The 17,323-nt window shown below is 59.7% G+C and carries 16 protein-coding genes and 1 pseudogene; 6 read left to right on the forward strand and 11 right to left on the reverse strand.

From position 1 onward, the window contains the following. Together RHIZ70P_RS21710 and cueR are read left to right on the forward strand one after the other, a co-directional pair. A partial coding sequence (locus RHIZ70P_RS21710) for a heavy metal translocating P-type ATPase (protein ID WP_147294044.1) occupies window positions 1-2,244 on the forward strand: 2,244 nt, incomplete at its 5' end. A 54-nt stretch (window positions 2,245-2,298) separates the two neighbouring features. Next, window positions 2,299-2,748, forward strand: a complete 450-nt coding sequence (gene cueR, locus RHIZ70P_RS21715) for a Cu(I)-responsive transcriptional regulator (protein ID WP_080843336.1) — start codon at window positions 2,299-2,301, stop codon at window positions 2,746-2,748. 31 nt (window positions 2,749-2,779) lie between these two features. Here the strand turns inward: cueR and RHIZ70P_RS21720 are convergent, their stop codons facing one another. After that, window positions 2,780-3,820 (reverse strand): type II glyceraldehyde-3-phosphate dehydrogenase, encoded by a 1,041-nt coding sequence (locus RHIZ70P_RS21720; protein ID WP_080843337.1) that lies wholly within the window; start codon window positions 3,818-3,820, stop codon window positions 2,780-2,782. Between the two features lie 77 nt (window positions 3,821-3,897). Further along, window positions 3,898-4,557: a methyltransferase family protein gene (locus RHIZ70P_RS21725; protein ID WP_080843338.1), complete on the reverse strand. Its 660-nt coding sequence runs from the start codon at window positions 4,555-4,557 to the stop codon at window positions 3,898-3,900. 254 nt (window positions 4,558-4,811) lie between these two features. Between RHIZ70P_RS21725 and RHIZ70P_RS21730 the strand changes: the two genes are divergently transcribed. Together RHIZ70P_RS21730 and RHIZ70P_RS21735 are read left to right on the forward strand one after the other, a co-directional pair. Next, complete coding sequence (locus tag RHIZ70P_RS21730; RefSeq protein WP_080843339.1) at window positions 4,812-5,087, forward strand: metal-sensitive transcriptional regulator; 276 nt, start codon at window positions 4,812-4,814, stop codon at window positions 5,085-5,087. A 77-nt stretch (window positions 5,088-5,164) separates the two neighbouring features. Further along, on the forward strand, window positions 5,165-5,878 hold the full coding sequence (locus tag RHIZ70P_RS21735; protein WP_037095196.1) for an IS6 family transposase: 714 nt from the start codon (window positions 5,165-5,167) through the stop codon (window positions 5,876-5,878). Window positions 5,879-6,229: 351 nt separating this feature from the next. Here the strand turns inward: RHIZ70P_RS21735 and RHIZ70P_RS21740 are convergent, their stop codons facing one another. From RHIZ70P_RS21740 to RHIZ70P_RS21760, 5 genes are all read right to left on the reverse strand, one after another. After that, entirely contained in the window at window positions 6,230-6,685 is a 456-nt protein-coding gene (locus tag RHIZ70P_RS21740) for a DUF411 domain-containing protein (protein WP_080843340.1), read from the reverse strand. Window positions 6,686-6,699: 14 nt separating this feature from the next. Then, window positions 6,700-9,861 (reverse strand): efflux RND transporter permease subunit, encoded by a 3,162-nt coding sequence (locus RHIZ70P_RS21745; RefSeq protein ID WP_115672665.1) that lies wholly within the window; start codon window positions 9,859-9,861, stop codon window positions 6,700-6,702. Continuing rightward, window positions 9,858-11,288, reverse strand: a complete 1,431-nt coding sequence (locus RHIZ70P_RS21750) for an efflux RND transporter periplasmic adaptor subunit (protein WP_080843342.1) — start codon at window positions 11,286-11,288, stop codon at window positions 9,858-9,860. Before RHIZ70P_RS21750 ends, RHIZ70P_RS21745 begins: the two co-directional genes overlap by 4 nt. Then, window positions 11,285-11,689 (reverse strand): FixH family protein, encoded by a 405-nt coding sequence (locus RHIZ70P_RS21755; RefSeq protein WP_080843343.1) that lies wholly within the window; start codon window positions 11,687-11,689, stop codon window positions 11,285-11,287. Before RHIZ70P_RS21755 ends, RHIZ70P_RS21750 begins: the two co-directional genes overlap by 4 nt. 123 nt (window positions 11,690-11,812) lie before the next feature. After that, entirely contained in the window at window positions 11,813-12,175 is a 363-nt protein-coding gene (locus tag RHIZ70P_RS21760; protein WP_225341520.1) for a hypothetical protein, read from the reverse strand. Between the two features lie 204 nt (window positions 12,176-12,379). Between RHIZ70P_RS21760 and nadE the strand changes: the two genes are divergently transcribed. After that, complete coding sequence (gene nadE / locus RHIZ70P_RS21765) at window positions 12,380-13,198, forward strand: ammonia-dependent NAD(+) synthetase (RefSeq protein ID WP_230175143.1); 819 nt, start codon at window positions 12,380-12,382, stop codon at window positions 13,196-13,198. A 22-nt stretch (window positions 13,199-13,220) separates the two neighbouring features. Here the strand turns inward: nadE and lspA are convergent, their stop codons facing one another. Both lspA and RHIZ70P_RS21775 read right to left on the reverse strand, forming a co-directional pair. Next, a complete protein-coding gene (lspA, locus tag RHIZ70P_RS21770; RefSeq protein ID WP_080843345.1) occupies window positions 13,221-13,712 on the reverse strand; it encodes a signal peptidase II in 492 nt (163 codons plus the stop codon). Beyond that, complete coding sequence (locus RHIZ70P_RS21775) at window positions 13,709-14,575, reverse strand: cation diffusion facilitator family transporter (protein ID WP_225341519.1); 867 nt, start codon at window positions 14,573-14,575, stop codon at window positions 13,709-13,711. The genes lspA and RHIZ70P_RS21775 overlap by 4 nt, the downstream gene beginning before the upstream one ends. A gap of 69 nt (window positions 14,576-14,644) precedes the next feature. Between RHIZ70P_RS21775 and RHIZ70P_RS21780 the strand changes: the two genes are divergently transcribed. Beyond that, the gene (locus tag RHIZ70P_RS21780; protein WP_097143401.1) at window positions 14,645-15,040 is read left to right on the forward strand and encodes a MerR family transcriptional regulator; all 396 of its coding nucleotides are present in this window, start codon (window positions 14,645-14,647) and stop codon (window positions 15,038-15,040) included. A 22-nt stretch (window positions 15,041-15,062) separates the two neighbouring features. Here the strand turns inward: RHIZ70P_RS21780 and tnpC are convergent. Continuing rightward, window positions 15,063-16,316 (reverse strand): annotated as a pseudogene (gene tnpC, locus RHIZ70P_RS21785) (IS66 family transposase); the annotation flags it as partial. 403 nt (window positions 16,317-16,719) lie between these two features. Beyond that, window positions 16,720-17,323 (reverse strand): SDR family oxidoreductase (locus tag RHIZ70P_RS21790; RefSeq protein WP_147294045.1); only part of this gene is annotated, 604 nt, incomplete at its 5' end.

The following is a 17,323-nucleotide window of genomic DNA, read 5'->3' on the forward strand; positions in this document are numbered from 1 at the left end:
GAGCTGTCGATCCAAGGCATGACATGCGCGTCGTGTGTCGGGCGGGTCGAGCGCGCCTTGAAGGCTGTTTCAGGGGTTACCGAGGCAGTGGTCAATCTGGCCACGGAACGGGCCACGGTGCGCGGCGGCGCCAACACGGCTGAGTTGATCGCCGCCATCGCAGATGCTGGCTACGAAGCCGAGGTAGTGCGCGCAAATGCCGGCCCTGACCACGAGGATGCAAATGCCGAGCAAGCGGAGAGAAAGGAAGCGGAGCGGCGCGAACTGGCCCGTGATTTCACGATGGCTGCGGTGCTTACAGCTCCAGTCTTTCTCATGGAAATGGGATCCCATGTCATCCCAGGCGGTCATGCATTGATCGAATCGACAATCGGCATGCAGTGGAGCTGGTACATCCAGTTCGTGCTGACGACCCTCGTGCTCTTCGTTCCGGGCATTCGCTTCTATGACAAGGGAATTCCAGCCCTCTGGCGGATGGCGCCCGACATGAATTCACTGGTGGCGGTCGGTTCGCTTGCTGCCTACGGCTACTCCTTGGTTGCAACCTTCGCACCGGGCTTCCTCCCGCCTGGAACGATCAACGTTTATTTCGAAGCTGCGGCAGTCATAGTCACTCTCATCCTGCTTGGCCGCTTGCTGGAAGCCCGTGCCAAAGGGCGCACGTCCGAGGCGATCAAGCGGCTGGTCGGCCTTCAGGCAAAGACTGCGCGGGTTCGCAGGGATGGCAAGACGGTCGACTTGCCGATCGGTTCGGTGACTTCCGACGACATCGTTGAGGTTCGCCCCGGCGAACGCATTCCCGTCGATGGTGAAGTGGTCGAAGGTGATAGCTATGTCGATGAGTCGATGATTACCGGAGAACCTGTTCCGGTCTCGAAGGCGATCGGTAGCGTGGTCGTGGGCGGCACTGTCAACCAGAAGGGCGCCTTCGCTTTCCGGGCGACGGCGGTCGGCGGGGATACGGTTCTGTCGCAGATCATCCGTATGGTGGAGGAGGCACAGGGTTCCAAACTTCCCATCCAGGCGCTGGTCGACAAGGTAACCATGTGGTTTGTGCCAGCGGTCTTTGTGGTAGCGGCGTTCACTTTTGCTTCCTGGCTGTATTTCGGGCCGTCGCCCGCCCTCACCTTCGCGCTGGTCAACGCTGTCGCCGTCCTGATCATCGCCTGCCCCTGCGCCATGGGTCTGGCTACGCCGACGTCCATCATGGTCGGCACAGGCCGCGGTGCGGAGCTGGGGGTCCTCTTTCGCAAAGGCGAGGCGCTCCAGTTGCTGAAAGACGCCAGTGTGGTCGCCGTGGACAAGACGGGTACGCTAACCGAAGGAAAGCCGGCCTTGACCGATCTGGAACTTGCCGCAGGCTTCGACCGACCCGAGGTTCTGGGTACGGTGGCTGCTGTCGAGGCGAAATCGGAACATCCAATCGCGCGGGCGATCGTGGATGCGGCCGCTGCGGAAGGCGTTCGGATGCCGGCGGTGTCTGACTTTGAATCGGTAACAGGCTTCGGTGTGAAAGCTTTGGTCGAGGGTCGGCGCGTCGAAATCGGCGCTGATCGATACATGGTCGAGCTCGGTCATGACGTTGCGCAGTTTAGCGAGACGGCCGAACGTCTCGGTAACGAGGGTAAGTCGCCGCTCTATGCTGCGATAGAGGGAAAGATCGCGGCGATCATCGCAGTGGCCGACCCGATCAAGGAGACCACGCCCGCCGCAATCAAGGCGTTGCACGGTCTTGGCCTGAAGGTTGCGATGATCACCGGGGACAACATGCGCACCGCCAAGGCCATCGCCGCTCAACTCGGGATCGATGACGTGGCGGCGGAGGTGTTGCCGGACGGCAAGGTTGATGCGGTTCGCCGTCTCAAGGAACAATATGGCAAGGTGGCCTTCGTCGGCGACGGAATCAACGACGCCCCGGCCTTGGCGGAGGCGGATGTAGGTCTCGCCATTGGGACGGGCACGGACATAGCAATCGAAGCCGCCGACGTCGTACTGATGTCAGGCAGCCTGCAAGGCGTGCCCAACGCGATAGCGTTGTCGAAGGCGACAATCGGCAACATTCGACAGAACCTATTCTGGGCATTCGCTTACAATACGGCGCTCATCCCTGTGGCGGCGGGCGCGCTTTTCCCCGGATTCGGTATCCTTCTCTCGCCCGTGTTCGCGGCGGGCGCGATGGCCTTGTCGAGTGTGTTCGTGCTGGGCAATGCCCTGCGGCTTCGTCGCTTTCGGGCTGCTCATTAATAAAGGGTGACGCCGCCTGCCAAGGACGGTGTCCACTACGAAGGGAAATCGCTCATGAACATTGGACAAGCATCCAGAGCATCCGGCGTTTCGGCCAAGATGATCCGCTACTACGAGCAGACCGGCTTGATACCACGGGCAGATCGTACAGGGTCCGGCTATCGGGACTACTCAGATACAGACGTGCATATGCTGCGTTTCATCCGTCGCGCACGCGACCTTGGCTTCTCCGTCGCTGAGATCAACGGACTTCTGGAACTGTGGCGGGACGAGTCGCGCCAGAGTGCGGAGGTCAAGCGGTTGGCCGAGGGTCATATCGCGGAACTTGAGAGAAAGATCCAAGCCTTGCAGGAAATGGCACAAACACTGAAGATGTTGGTTAACGCCTGCCGTGGCGACCATCGCCCTCACTGTCCAATTCTTATGCGCCTGGAGACCGATGAGGAGGACGAGGATGTGTCGATTAGACCGCGCAAAGGCGCAGTCGCTGGCATTTCCGAATGAGTGCCGCTTTTGGGCGGCACTCGCTTGCGGGTTAATAGAACCGTTGCCTGACGCCGAGGGCGGTGTTGGTCCGTGCAATGGAAAACTCGGCATTCTGTGTCAGGCCAGACAATGCGCGAATGGCGTCGATCGTATCAGGAATAACGATCGCTTGATTGTCCACCATGTAGGCGTAGAAGAGCTCATCCCGCTCGGTGCGCAGCATGTCCTCCCATAGCGCGACTTCATATAGGTTGCCGAACGGCCTATGGAGGTCAGCCATCAGTTCCTTGATCGTGTTGATAGCGGTGAGGCCGTCGGCCGTTCGTACTAGAGCTATCCGGGACGACGCGCGGAATGCGTCAAGGACTTCCTCCTTCTCCGCATTTCGCGTGAGCTGCACCGACCAGTAGTGCAGATGTGCAATTGTCTCCGGCACCTTCACGGCCATGGTCACGACATCCAGATCCGGGTCGACTTTCTGGGCATCTGGACCCTGATGGCTAGGTATCTCGGGCTCGGGAACGAGCGTATTCATTATGCCGCCAAGGTGGCTTTCCCAAGGGTCCGTTGCCCGTCTCAGCAAGGTGCCGCGAGCGCGCTTCAGCAGACCTGCCTGCTTCAGAGCGGTCAGCGTTCGGACGATAGACGTGGTGTTGCACGACACGACGCGGGTCGCATCACGTCCGACCGCACTGGCGAAGGAGCTTTCGGCGACAAAGGAATGGCCTGTGACCGAATGCTTTTCGCCGCCATGGACAATGAACTTGATGCGGCGAGATTTGTAACGCTCGACGTTTGCTGCGGCGACGTGCTTCGGAGTGCAATCGACAACGATGTCGGCTTTGTCAAGGAGATGATCGAGCGTGCCAGAAACCTCAAACCCCGCGTCCTTCAGGCTGAGAACAGCTTCTTCCGAGGCACCGTACAGGGTGACGTCCTTTTGGCTGAGGGTTCGCAAACGCCAGTCGCCGACGACATCGCACACACCTGCGAGCTCCATGTCCTCTTGTCGAAGCACCGCGTCCACGACACGTTTGCCAATAACGCCGAAACCGTTCACCGCGACGCGAACAGAAGTTCTATGTGTCATTTTGCTCTACCTTTTTCGTGATCTAGCGCCGTCGCGTCCTTCAGCAATGGCGGAAGGTGGATAGGTCAGGCCGGCAATTAGGGGCGTGCTTTATCGGCCGGCGGGCCAAGAAAGCGAGGGATGAAGCCGGGGACATCCCGCATGTACCGCTCATATTCGCCGCCATGCTCCGCAATTGCCTGCCGCTCCTCAAAACGAGCGAGGCGCCAGTACATGACGACCAGGAAAGGAAACATTCCCAGGGTCAGCAGTGTGGGCCATTGCAGGAGAAAGCCGAACAGGACGAGCACGAAGCCGGCGTACTGCGGATGACGAATCCAAGCATATGGCCCGCTCGTGGCAAGTATCCGAGTGCGCTGAGCTTCATACAGCACCTTCCAGGCGGCCGAGATGAGAACGAATCCCCCGCCGATGAAGACAAAGCTCGCTATGTGGAACGGTCCGAAATGTGGATTGGAGCGCCAGCCAAAAAGTTCTTCCAGAAGATGCCCGGCATCGTGCGAGAACCAATCGATGCCGGGATAGCGCGACTGCAGCCAGCCCGAGACGAGAAATATCGTCAAGGGAAACCCGTACATCTCGGCGAATAGCGCGACGATGAAGGCGCTAAAGGCCCCGAACGATCGCCAATCGCGGGTTGTCGAGGGTTTGAAGAATGAAAATGCGAAGAAAATGAAGACCGCTGAGTTGAGAATTACCAATGACCAAAGGCCGTATGCAGGAACCTCGCTATCCATGGTGCAGTCTCCGGGGGTGATGCGTATAGATGTGGCGTCCAGGCGATTTGCTGTTGATCCCAGCATGCGCTGCCGAGCACCGTGAATCTTTGATGTGGATTAAGTTCTGGCTCGGCCCCAAAGCTCCCGTCCGTGATCTCGTATGCGTGGGCACGCGCTGCTGGTGGTCAAGAGTTCGAGACAGAAGTTGCACGCCCTTCGGAACCGACCAGCGTTTCGAGAGTTCAGTACCCATACCATGTAGGGGTATTGGCATGTGCGACAAAGACAGGAGCAGTATTCTGACCTCTCTTAACCGAATTGCCGGACAGGTCCGCGGCGTCGGTCAGATGGTGGAGGATGAGCGCTATTGCATCGAAATCCTTCATCAGCTTCATGCAGTAAAAGCCGCTCTCTCGAAGGTCGAAACTCAAGTGCTGAAGGCCCATGCGGCTTTTTGCGTTGAAGAAGCGATCATCTCGGGCAATGCGGAGGTTCAGCGACGAAAGTTTGATGAATTGGTCGACGTTTTCGCGAAGGCCAAGCTCTAGGCGTGCAAGCGATGTACGGGTTCGGAGGTGGCGTCGCCTTAACCGCCTGTTTTAGCCGACTTGATATTCGGATTGTCATGACCGAATTCCCTGCCGCCCACTTCAGACGCCACCGCTTTCCTGCCGAGATCATCACCCATGCGGTCTGGCTGTATTTCCGATTTCCGCTCAGTTTACGCGACGTCGAAGATCTGTTGGCCGAGCGCGGCATCAACGTCTCATTCCAGACCGTCTCGGAATGGGCGGCGAAATTTGGCTTGAAGTTCGCCAATCAGCTCCGACGCCGCTCACGAGGCCAGTTTGCCGACAAGTGGCAGCTCGATGAGATGGTGGTGACGATCAAGGGAAAGAAATACTGGCTGTGGCGCGCCGTCGATGCCAACGGCTACGTTCTCGACGCCCTCTTGCAAAGCCGAAGGAACAAGGCAGCAGCCTTGCGTCTGATGCGCAAACTGCTCAAGGGTCAAGGCATCGCCCCGCGCGTGATGCTGACCGACAAGCTGCGTTCCTATTCGGCTGCGAAGGCGGATTTGATGCCGAAGGTCGAACATCGCTCGCACAAGGGATTGAACAACCAGGCTGAAAATTCCCATCTTGCTGTGCGACGACGAGAGCGGCGCATGATGCGCTTCAAGTCCGCGCGGCAATGTCAGCGTTTCGTCTCCACTCACGGCCAGATCGCCAATCTCTTCCTTCTTCACCGCAAAGACTTGACCGCCGCAGACCATCGCCAGCTTCGCACTCACGCCATCTCGACCTGGCGGGAAATCGCTTTGTCGATTGATGCGTGAAGTTCAGGTCGAAGAGACTACCGCATCCCAAACTCGGTTAAGGCGACGCCACCCATTCCGATTACCCGGAAACGAGTGTGTAACGAGTTGCTCACTGGAAATCCTCACATTGTGAAAGATTAACCGTACGACCTCTAGCCACTAGAGGCGCAAGAAAAATCTCTCAATGAAACGGATTAATTCAGCCGGAAAGCTCAAGCTGCCTTTTAGCCAACAGAGATTCAAACCTTCTACCCATCAACCAGACCTGCGGGCAGGGTCACACCGATCGTGGCCACTAACCACCGCGATGACTTCAATAGAAGACGCACCCAAAAGTGCTGCAACCTAAAACGTCATGCCATCCTACGGTTAGATCTTAGGCCTCACCGCTTGGTAGAGGGTACCAATGCCGTCCCTTCCAACGGACATGACGTCATATGAAGCGCTAGGGCTGTCTCCCATGCCCAATGACCCCACAGGCATGCCCGGCACGGCGAGGCCCGCAAGATCGGGCCTCTCCGCGAGCAGTCTCGTCACCGCCTCTAGCGGCACATGACCCTCCAGGTAGTAGCCTGCGACCACGGCCGTGTGGCAGCCACGGAGGTCGGTCGGGACATTGAAACGGTCCTTCACGACCTCGATGTCGACTACCTCTTCGGCCTTCACCACAAACCCAGCATTTGTCATTGCCGCAGCCCACGCGTAACAACAGCCGCAGTTGGGGTCCTTATACACGATCATGCCTTCACCTGCCGCCAGCGCCGTTCCAGTGACGGGCAACGCTGCGACAGCGACCAGGGTGCAAAGGAATTTTCTTCGATTCATCGTCGTTCTCCTTCTCAAAAAGCTTCTGCCGTTACGGAAGCCGGAAACTGGCTCACCTCGCGTGCTCGCTTCAACCCGTAGCCCTTGACCAAGCCGTAGACGGCGGGAATCACGATCAACGTCAGCAACGTCGATGATACCATGCCGCCGATCATCGGCACGGCGATCCGCTGCATGATTTCCGACCCCGCTCCCGTGCTCCAGAGGATAGGCACGAGACCCGCCATGATCGCCACGACGGTCATCATCTTCGGTCTAACACGCTCGACCGCCCCGATCATGATCGCCCTGTCGAGGTCTTCCTTTTCGAATGCCCTGCCCTCGGCCTTGGATTTGGCCTTCTCGTCCCTGAGCGCGTGGTCGAGATAGATCAGCATGATCACACCGGTTTCGGCCGCCACGCCTGCAAGCGCGATGAACCCGACCGCGACGGCGACGGAAGCGTTGAAGCCCAGCCACCACATCATCCAGATGCCGCCGACCAAAGCGAACGGCAGAGACAGCATGACGATCAGTGTTTCGGTCAATGCCTTAAAGTTCAGGTAGAGCAACAGGAAGATCAGCGCCAGCGTCAGCGGGACGACGATCATTAGCCGGTCCTTTGCCCGTTCCAGATATTCGAATTGCCCGCTCCATGCGACGGAATAGCCCGTGGGCATCTCGACGCTCGCCGCGACGGCTTCTTGGGCTTCGGCAACGTAGCCCCCAAGGTCGCGGTTGGCGATGTCTACGAAGATATAGACGGCGAGCTGGCCGTTCTCCGTCCTTATGGTCGTGGCACCGCGCGTGAGCTTGACTTCGGCGACCTCGCCCAACGGAACCGTGCCGCCACCGGGCAATGATACCTGGACGTCCCTCGCGATGGACTGGGGATCGCTTCGGAAAGCCCTTGGGTAACGGATGGCGACGCCGTACCGCTCTCTGCCCTCCACCGTCGAGGTCACGACCTCGGACCCCAGGGCCATTCCGATGACATCCTGGACATCGTCGATCGAAAGCCCATAGCGCCCGAGCGCCATGCGATCAGGGATGATATCGAGATAGTATCCACCGATGACGCGCTCGGCGTAGGCACTCGACGTTCCCGGCACCGCCTTGAGAACGGTCTCTATATCGCGAGCGACCTTCTCCATCTCGTTCAGGTTGGTCCCGTAGACCTTGACGCCGACGGGCGTGCGTATTCCGGTCGAAAGCATGTCGATGCGGGCGCGGATGGGCATCGTCCAGGCGTTGGAGACACCGGGAAACTGAAGTGCCGCGTCCATCTCCTGTTTCAGACTGTCAGACGTGACGCCCGGCCGCCATTCGGACTTGGGTTTCAGGGTGATGATGGTCTCAAACATTTCCGTCGGAGCCGGATCGGTTGCCGTCAACGCCCTACCCGCCTTGCCGAACACCGACTCGACCTCGGGGAAAGATTTGATGATGCGATCCTGCGTTTGCATGAGCTCCGCCGCTTTTGTCACCGAGAGGCCGGGTAGCGTTGTCGGCATGTACATCAGCGTGCCCTCGTCGAGATCAGGCATGAACTCACTCCCGATATGCTGCACGGGCCAGACGGTCACCCCGAGGATCACGATGGCTACCAGGATTGTCAGGCTCTTGGCCTTAAGGACGCCCGCGATGACCGGACGGTATATCCAGATCAGCAGTCTGTTCAGCGGATTCTTGTGTTCTGGGACAATGCGGCCGCGGACGAACAGGATCATCAGTGCCGGAACAAGTGTGATGGACAGCAGCGCTGCCGCCGCCATCGCGAAGGTCTTGGTGAAGGCGAGCGGTCCGAACAGGCGGCCCTCTTGCGATTCAAGCGTAAAAATCGGCAGGAACGACACCGTGATGATCAGCAGGCTGAAGAAAAGCGCCGGGCCGACCTCGCTTGCCGCCTCGATCAGCACTTCGGCTCGAGGCTTGTCAGGAGGCGCGCGTTCCAGATGCTTGTGGGCGTTCTCGATCATGACGATGGCCGCGTCGATCATCGCACCGATAGCGATAGCTATCCCGCCGAGGCTCATGATGTTCGCTCCCAGACCTAGCGCCCGCATGGCCATGAAGGCGATGAGAATGCCGATCGGCAGCATGATGATGGCCACGAGCGCGCTTCGGATATGCAAAAGGAAGGCGATAGTCACCAGTGCAACCACGATCGATTCCTCGATCAACGTGACTTTCAAGGTCTCGATTGCCGCTTCGATGAGTTTCGAACGATCATAGACGGGCAGGATTTCGGTACCAGCCGGAAGACTGCTCTGCACCGCCGCCAAGCTTTCCTTCGCATTTTCGATGACGGTCAGCGCATTCGCGCCGTCGCGCTGGAGGACGATTCCGCTCGCGACTTCGCCGTCTCCGTTCAGCTCTGTGATCCCGCGCCGCTCGTCCGGGACCAATTCCACTCTCGCAACGTCGGACAGACGCAGCGGAACGCCCGCACTGGTGTTCAGGACAATGCTCTCGATGTCCCTGATGCCCTGCAGGTAGCCCTTGCCACGCACCATGAACTCAAATTCGGAAAGTTCGATCGTGCGCCCGCCGACATCGCGGTTGCTGGAGCGCACGGCATCGGCGATATCCGAAAGCGAGACATTCTGGGCCCTTAGCCGGGCTGGATCAACGACGATGGAATATTGCTTGACGAAGCCGCCGACGCTGGCCACCTCCGCCACTCCCTCGGACTTGGAGACGGCGAAGCGTACTACCCAGTCCTGAAGTGAACGCAGCTCCGCGAGCGACAGCTCCTTGGCGACCAAGGCATACTGGTAGACCCAGCCCACGCCCGTGGCATCCGGGCCGAGACTTGGCGACACGCCGTCAGGCAGCCGGTTTGCGGCCGCGTTCAAGTATTCGAGCACGCGGCTGCGCGCCCAGTAGGGATCGGCTCCGTCCTCGAAGATCACATAGACGAAAGACACGCCGAAGAACGAGAACCCCCGCACGACCTTCGATTTGGGCACTGTCAGCATCGAGGTCGTCAACGGATACGTAACCTGGTCCTCGACGACCTGCGGAGCCTGGCCCGGATAGTCAGTGAAGACGATGACCTGTACGTCGGAGAGATCGGGAATGGCGTCCAGCGGAAGCGTGCGCAGCGCATAGACACCACCCGCGATGGACAGCGCCGCGCCGACGAAAATGAGGACAATGTTGCGGGCCGACCAGGCGATGACGTTGGCAATCATGGCTTCGCCTCGTCGTCAACGGTCAGGGCGCTGAGCGCGGCGTTCAGGTTGCTTTCCGCATCGAGAAGGAAGTTGGCGGACACAACCACGCGGTCACCCGAGACGACACCCTTGGTTATCTGCGTCACGTCTTCACCTCGAACACCGAGAGCGACATCGACAGGCTCGAACCTGCCCTCGCCCTTGTCGAGGAAGACGATCTGGCGATCGCCCGTGTCGATGACTGAACTGTTGGGGACCGCAACGACCGGGTTTCCCGCTCCCGCTTCAATCTCCACCTCCGCATACATGTTGGCCATCAGCTGCCCCTCGGGATTAGGAAGCTCAATCCGGATCTTTGTCGTGCGGGTCTGCATCTGCACCTCGGGATAGATGAGGTCGACCGTTCCCCGGAAGATCGTGCCGGATACGTTTCGGACGCTGACGGAAACGTTGGCACCCATACGAACGGAGCCCAGTTCGTATTCGGGGACGTCGGCGATCACCCAGACCTTCGATACGTCAGCGATGCGGAAGAGAATGTCTCCAGCCTCGGCCATCATGCCGCTGACCGCCATGCGCTCCAACACGACGCCGTCCCTTGGCGAGGTGTAGGCAATGCTTTGTGGGACCTTTCGCTCAGTCGCAATGCTGGCGATCGTCGCCGAGGGCACCCCAAGGTTCTTCAGGCGGAGCGCAGAGCCAGATTCCGGCCCGGGCTTGCCGCCATTGCGCATCTCCGTCGCATATTCGGCCCCGGCGGTGGCGATCTCCTTCGAATAGAAGTGAAAGAGATTCTCGCCCTTTGTGATCCTGTCTCCTGTCGTGACGTCCGCGACGTCTTCGACAAAGGCGTCGGCCCGCATGGAAACGATGCTGACCATGCGCTCGTCGAGTGCGACGGTTCCGGGTACTCGGATTTTCCGGCTGACGTTCATCCTTTCAGCGAGCGCGGTCTTCACCCCCGTCCGCTGGAGTTTGCCCAGCGTCACTTTGACGGTGGAACTGTCGCTGACTTCGCCGTCATAGACAGGGAGATAGTCCATCCCCATCGAATCCTTCTTCGGCACCTTGGACGTGTCGGGAAGGCCCATGGGGTTGCGGTAGTACAGGACCTTCCGTTCCGGTGTGACTGATGACGTGTCGGCCGCAGGCAGGACCGCCCCGCTCGCGCCGAGGCTGATGTCCTCGCTTGCCCGGACAGGTGTGAATGGCCGCCCGTCATCCGTGTTCGTCGGTTTGGCAGAGTATTCGGCCATACCGTCCGGGTGACGGTAGTAGATCACCGCTCCCGTTCCTTCGTGTCGCGGTTCAGCCTCGGTGGCCATCCCGGTGCCTTCAACGTATCGCCGCAGGTACGCACCGACATCGTTCTTTCCCGCCCAATAGCCTCCCCCGCCGACGATCGCGGCGAGGGAGAGCGTGACAATGATGCGCGAGGTGCTCACGGGACAGCCTTGAAGACGACTTCGCCTTTGACCGTCTCAGGCTCGCCCTGAACCTTGGCGGCGACCTGGAACCGCCATCCGCCTTCCATGGAAAGGTTTGTCGTGAAGGCGTAGACGCCCGGCTCGGTGGAGGGTGAGGGTTCCACGGTGGTGGTCATCATCTCCATGCCGTCGGGAGCCATGTCCATCCGCGTTGTGAAGATGACGGCGTCGGGGACTGCCTTGCCCGTCCGCTTGTCGATCAGCCGTACCGACACGGTCGAGCCTCGTCCCTGTTTGATGTCCGTGTTCACGGCTTGGAATTCGTAGTCCTGCGCTCCGGCGAAGGAAGCGGTGGCGGTGCTGAACAGCATCGCGCCAGCGAGGAGCGCGGTCCTCGCGTTGAAGGTGGTATTTTCCATGATTCAATGTCTCATCCGGACGGGTCCGTGACCGCGTCCTCAGTCAAAATGGATCGCCGTCGGTACCGCACGGACGCAAGACCTGCGACCGCGCCGATCGACGACGTGTTCACTGACGTGGGATCAGACTCGCGGAGGACGTACTGGCGGATCGACCAGTGAGGAGGCAAGCTCCGCATGAAGGGCAATGAGGAACCGATGGGCGACCCAACCGAGATTCAACGACCAGGAATGCGGGTTAGCCACCTGGCCGACGATCACCGTCGTACACACCAAGGCCAGAGGACATGACTTGCCGCTGCAGTCGGGCTTGGCCGGCATTTCGTCAGGGCAACACGGCATGTCGCCTGACATCTCCATGCCGGACATGCCGTGCATCGCGGGTCCGGAGGCCGCCATTACGCTGTCCGCCGCCCCGATGCTCAAGGGACCGACCACAATCCCCAGCAGGGCGGTCACGAACAGCAGTCGATGGATGACCTTCATGAACCTCACCCGCATAGTCTGGCACGAAGACATCGGGGTTGGAAGAGGTCTCACGGAAAAGTGCGTTATCGACAGCGACGCACTTCGCGCCTGCTCCGGTTACGTGTCGATCTGCAGCCATGTAAGTTCACGAGACAGTCGGGATTCGGCAGGTTGCAACTTTCTCGCCTGGTTTGGATTTCACAGCTGTTATGGAGGATTGTCGTGCGTGACCAACATTTGCAGATTATCGAGGCGCTCGGAGTAGCGAAGGAATTCGACGCGTCCGCGGAAGCCGAGCGCAGAACGGCCTTCCTCGCGGATTACATGCAAGCCTCGTCGTGCGGAGCGCTCGTCCTTGGCATCAGCGGGGGAGTGGATTCGCTCACCGCGGGACTGCTTGCCCAGACTGCGGTGAACCGCCTCCGGGGCAGAGGGCATAAGGCGGAGTTCATCGCGGTCAGACTGCCTTATGGCACGCAGGCCGACGAGGCCGACGCTCAGAGAGGGCTCGCGTCCATCGGCCCCGACCGCGTAGTCACCATCGACATAAAGCCCGCAGCCGACGCGATGATGGCCGAGGTCTGCGGGGACGCAGGCGACCTGTTCGAAACCGTTCGGCTGGACTTCCACCTTGGCAACATCAAGGCGCGCCAGCGGATGATCGCCCAGTACGCGCTCGCCGGCGCGGTTCGTGGCCTGGTGATCGGGACTGACCATGCGGCGGAGGCATTGATGGGCTTCTTCACGAAATTCGGCGACGGCGCTGCGGACGTCCTGCCGCTTTCCGGACTGACCAAGCGGCGCGTGCGGGCGCTCGCCGAATATCTCGGAGCGCCGAGGGACCTGGTGTTCAAGGTGCCGACCGCCGATCTGGAGTCCGACGCTCCGCTGCGGCCCGATGAAGACGTCTACGGGGTCACGTATGATGACATCGACGACTTCCTGGAAGGAAAGCCGATCGGAGAACCCGCGTTTCAGCGCATCCTCGCGACGCACGTCGCGACGGCCCACAAGCGCGCCCTGCCACTCTCGCCGCAATGACAGGAATGGCCCTTAGGTCCCGTTACCGTGCTGACGTACCGTCGCCCACCTCGGCGGTTCCGCTTTGCGTGGTCTGCAGGACCAACAGAAGGGCCACGCCTGAAGAAATCCAGACATCGGCCGGATTGAACACGAACGGCTCCCATTCACCAAAGCGGAGGCTCAGGAAGTCAGTCACGGCGCCCCTCATGCTGCGGTCGATCAGGTTTCCGAGCGCGCCAGCCAGGATCATCGACAGGGCTGCCCGTTGCCAGCCGCGCGAACGATACGCCCATATGGCGATGACAAGTGTTATAATGCCCGTAACCCCGATCAGGACGGCTTTGCCGATTTCGCCGTCGACAGCGAACATGCTGAACGACACGCCTTTGTTGAAGGTCAGTCGCAACGGTACCAAAGGCAGAAAGTCCGTGGGGGGACCGTAAGGTTCAAGGCTCGCCCGCGCCCACGCCTTCGCTCCCAGGTCAAGTGCCGCGCCGACCAGGACCACGGCAATTGAAGCAACCGCCCTCATCTGTCCCTCGCCGCAGAGAGGTCCTGTCTTGCGTCCCGGATGATCGACCACGCCGATTGAAGGAAGAGGCCTGCAACTGCGAACGCGACCACGAGGTCAGGCCATTGTGTTCCCGTCCACCAGACCAAGCCCGCGGCGGCCACGACCGCGAGATTGCCGATCGCGTCGTTTCGCGAAAACAACCACACCGCCCGCATGTTCGCGTCGCCCTTGCGGTGCGGGATGAGCACCACGGCCGCCAGAACGTTGACGACGAAGGCGACAAGCGCGAAGCCGCCCATGAGCACGGATTCCGGCTGATGCTCGATAAACACCCTGTAGATGGTGGACGCGACGACGCCAAGTCCGAGCAGGCCGAGGAAAACACCCTGTAGAAGAGCCGCCTTGGCGCGAGCGGCGAGGCCCCATCCGACCGCGACCAGCCCCAGGAATGAGATCATGCCGTCCCCCAGGAAGTCGAGGGCGTCCGCCTGTAGCGCCTGGGAGCCGGCGAGGAAGCTTCCGACGATCTCCACGACTCCGTAGCCAACGTTCAGCAGCACGACGATCCAGAGCGCCCTCTTATATGCCGGGGTGACATGCGACAGGTCCGGAATCCTGTCGTCGTCATCGCCGTCTGCCGTGTCGCTGGATGGGCCGATGCGGTCAAGCTGATAACCCAGACCCGTGATGGCGCTTTCCAGCAGAGGCAGGCGGTTCGCCGGCTCGTCAACTTGCAGTGTCATAATCTGCGATGCGATCGATACCTTCACGTCGGCCACGCCTTCGACCTTGCGCGCGGCCCCCTCGATCTTGGCGGCGCAGGAGGAACAATCCATCCCCGTCACCTGATAGCGGATCGTGTCGGTTGCAGCTGCTGCCATTTCGTCGGTCCTCGATATTCGAATTCGACCATGGTACTACCTGTAGTGACTACAGGAGCAAGACGAAAAATGCAGATCGGCGACTTATCCGAGAAATCGGGCGTGAACATAGAGACTATTCGCTATTACGAGCGCATCGGGGTCCTCCCAATCCCAGCCAGGATGTCCAACGGCCGTCGCACCTATGGCGAAGCAGACGCGCAACGACTGTGCTTTATCCGGAATGCCCGGGAACTTGGTTTCGATCTGGCATCGGTGCGCGTTCTTCTGGCTCTCCAGGAACAACCGGAAGCATCGTGTGAGGATGCAAGCCGCATCGCCCAAAGCCAACTCGACGCCGTGGAAGATCGTATCGCCCGTCTTACGAACCTGAAAACGGAACTGCGGCGGATGATAGCCGAATGCCGTCTCGGTCAGGTGGCCGATTGCCGGATCATCGACGCCATGGCGGGAGGAAGACCCTGAGGCTGACATCAAAAGTAAGCGGTTAGCCGACCACGTCTGACTTGAAGTTCCAGGGCATGAGAGCCTCGATATCATGGGCGGGCCATCCGTTGGCCATTCGAATGAGGGTCTGCGTCAGCCAGGCGAGCGGATCGACGTCGTTCATTTTTGCTGTCTGCAGAAGGGTCGCGATGGTTGCCCATGTGTTGCCACCGCCTTCGCTTCCGGCAAACAGACTATTCTTGCGCGTGATGGTTTGGGGGCGGATTGCCCGTTCGACGATGTTGGAGTCGATTTCGATGCGGCCGTCGGTGAGGAAGAGTTCCAAAGAGTGCCGGCGGGTCATCGCATAACGGATCGCTTCTGCGGTTTTGGACTTGCCTGAGACCTTTGCCAGTTCCCGCTCCCAGATGTCAAAGAGATGGGTGACAATGGCTGCGGACCTCTCTTGTCGCATCGCCGCACGTTCGCCAGCACTCTTTCCGCGGATCTCGTCCTCCACCTTCCACAACTCGGTCATCGCCTTCACCGAGGCTGTCGCCGCCTGATTGATGCCCGAGATATGGAGTTCGTAAAACTTACGCCGGACATGCGCCCAGCACCCGGCCAGTGTGACTGTCTCGTTGCTGCCAGATTTGCGCTGCTCTTTGACCATGCTGGTATAGGCGCCATGCCCATCCACCTGGAGAATGCCGCTGAAGCCGCTCAGATGCCGAGCAACGCAGCGCCCACCTCTGCTGTCTTCAAATCGATAGGCGACCATCGGTGGTCCTGATCCCCCGAACGGCCGATCATCGCGCGCGTAGGCCCACAGCTACGCCGTTATTGTTTTTCCTGAACCAGGCATCAGCGTTGGCAATGTCGTTTCGTCGGCAAAGACCCTTTCACCCGCCTTGATCTTTTCCAGGATATAATCCGCCAGGATCTTGAGCTCGAAGCCGAGATGTCCCATCCATTGAGCCATCAAGGAGCGGCTCAGCACCACGCTGTCGCGCAGGTAGATCGTCGCCTGACGGTAGAGCGGAAGACCATCGGCATATTTGGATACGGCGATATAAGCCAAAAGCCGTTCGCTCGGCAGGCCGGCTTCGATGATATGGGCCGGCGCCAAAGCCTGCAGCACGCCATCACGGCCTCTGAACGCGTATTTGGGCCGGCGGGTAACGATGACCCTGAACTTCGGCGGGATGACATCGAGCCGTTCGGATCGGTCTTCGCCGATCAAAACCTTCTCCAGCCCTTGGCACTCTTCGGGGATTTCAGGCTCGATGACCTCCTCGATACGCTTGTCGTTTGGCAGTTAACCGCAAGAATCTGCCTCAACATTTTCAATTAGATAGCGCGGCACCTAATTTGATACACGGCAGTTAATCTGAGAATGTCGCATGGAATATGGCATCTAACTTGAGAAACAGCGGGCCACGACGTCGAGATGAACTTTGATGATTTCGCAATCGCTGCGGCGGAAATAGAGGTTTGGAATACCTCGTTTCTTCAACAACTTGGCAGCTCGTCCAGGCCAACTCGGGATAGCCCATACCTGCAACTGATTTGCAACGGCACTTGACGAAGTTCTCAGATTAAATGCCAAACGAGATCCAAACATCCGCATTCTTACGATTAAGTGCCACGCGACACCTCTACGTGTCCACACGCTGAGGGAAGCCGCGTCGGGGGTTCCGCGACTTCCCTCCCTCCCCTCAAAGTGTCATTTTATTTTCGGGATGCGGGCTGTCCTCATACGCCCCCCAGATCGACTGATCGAAATTGATCGTGGCACCCGTCATGAGGCCGCTTTCCTCCGACGAGAGATAGGCGCAGGCACGGGCCACTTCGGCGGGATCGACCAAGCGACCGAAGGGCTGACGGGCGGCGGCTTCGTCCAGCCAGTCAGCAGGCGCGCCGTGATATTCCCGCTGGATGCGATCTTCACCATCGCTTGCCATCCAGCCGATGTTCAAACCATTGCAGCGGATGCGGTTCTTGAGAAGGCCAAAGGCGACATTGCGGGTCAGCGTGTCGAGTGCGCCCTTGGAGGCGCAATAGGCGGCTATGAAGGGCTGGCCAGCCATGGATGACATCGAGGAGATGTTGACGATGGTGCCTTCGACACCATCACGCAGCATCAGCTTCACCGCATCCTGGATCAGGAAGAAGGGGGCACGGGTGTTGATCGCGAACATGCGGTCAAACAGCGCTTCATCCGTATCAAGAATGGTACCGCGATCGGTGATCGCAGCAACATTCACCAGCGCATCGATGCGGCCAAACTTTTCATCGGCAGCCGCGATGACGCGGCTGCAG

This window comes from Paenirhizobium selenitireducens ATCC BAA-1503 (assembly GCF_900492185.1).
GTDB classification, from domain to species: domain Bacteria; phylum Pseudomonadota; class Alphaproteobacteria; order Rhizobiales; family Rhizobiaceae; genus Allorhizobium; species Allorhizobium selenitireducens_A.